This is a genomic window from Frankia sp. AiPs1 (assembly GCF_023716945.1).
GTDB lineage: Bacteria > Actinomycetota > Actinomycetes > Frankiales > Frankiaceae > Frankia.
Window position 1 is genome coordinate 1 of the sequence record NZ_JAMQQF010000961.1, and the last position, 1,303, is coordinate 1,303.

The window sequence follows — 1,303 nt, forward strand, 5'->3', positions numbered from 1 at the left end:
CGCGGTGTCCGCGTCGGCTCGCCGCCCGCCGGGTGGGGGGCCGGTGGGACCGGCCCGCTGCGACGGGTCGGCACCGGGGCGGTCGGTAAGCGCTCCACCGACGGGACCGCCGGCCGGCTCACCCGGCTGGCCGAGGTCGTCGAGGCCCACAAGGTCGTCGAGATCGTCCGACTCGCCACCGCGGCGGGCGCCGGAGGTCTCGGCCCGCAGCGCCGCGATCGCGTTCTCGAAGTCGCCGAGCGACTCGAAGGCCAGATACACCGAGGCGAAGCGGAGGTAGGCCACCTCGTCGAGCTCGCGGAGCGGGCCGAGGATCGCCCGGCCGATCGCCTCCGCGGGGACCTCCGCCGAGCCCGAGGAGCGCACGGCGTCCTCCACCCGCTGAGCCAGCAGAGCGAGATCGTCGTCGCGCACCGGCCGGCCCTGGCAGGCCTTGCGCACGCCGGTGATCACCTTCGCGCGGCTGAACGGCTCCGCCACGCCGCTGCGCTTGAGCACCCGCAGCGACGCCTCCTCCATGGTGGTGAACCGGCGACCGCACGACAGGCAGGATCGCCGCCGCCGGATCGCCGAGCCCTCCTCGGCCTCCCGGCTGTCGACGACACGGCTGTCCGGATGCCGGCAGAACGGGCATCGCACGCGATACGCCTCCTTCGTCCGGTCCAGCGCGGACCGCCCGGCGCGGCGGATGACGAGCCGCGCCTGCGCACGGCCAAGCCGCCCCTGTGGACAGACACCCGCGCCTCTGTGGAAAGCCTGTGCATCAACCTGTGGATGACTTACACCTTCGTAAGCACCAGATGTTGTGTCCAACCTAGCGCACAGCCCCAGTGATGGGGACACCGGCCCCCCCGCGTGTCAACCCGGGACATCAGCCCGCGGGGGCGCGACGACCCTGCGCGAGGGTGTCCCACCCGCCCGCTGCCGCCGGGCACCGGCCCGTCACGGCGGCGAGCCGCCGAGCGCCGATCGGGACCGGACGGTGGCGGAGTGGACCGGCCGACCAGCCGAGTCAGCCCAGCCACAGGAACTGGCCGGGGGTGAGCTCGGCCGAGGGGAGCCGGTTGATCCGCATCAGCCGATCCACGACGACGCGGGTGTCGGCGTCGGGGTCGAGCGCGACGGCGATCTCCCACAGCGTCTCCCCGGCGAGGACCAGGTGACCCCGCGGCGGCTCGCCGGACCACGCGATCGAGGCGCGCGGCAGGACGAGCACCAACACGGCGGCGATCGCCAGCGCGACGACGGCGACCACGACCACCCGGCCGCGGCGGGTCAGGCGCAGCGGCGGCAGCGGCTCGAC

General features: G+C 74.7%; 2 protein-coding genes. Both read right to left on the minus strand.

Annotated features, from left to right (window positions below; translation table 11 throughout):
* Positions 1–639 (minus strand): transcriptional regulator NrdR (nrdR, locus tag ND748_RS34810; RefSeq protein WP_251750041.1); only part of this gene is annotated, 639 nt, incomplete at its 3' end.
* A gap of 373 nt (positions 640–1,012) precedes the next feature.
* On the minus strand, positions 1,013–1,303 hold a 291-nt coding region (locus ND748_RS32185; protein WP_251750042.1), incomplete at its 5' end, for a LysM peptidoglycan-binding domain-containing protein.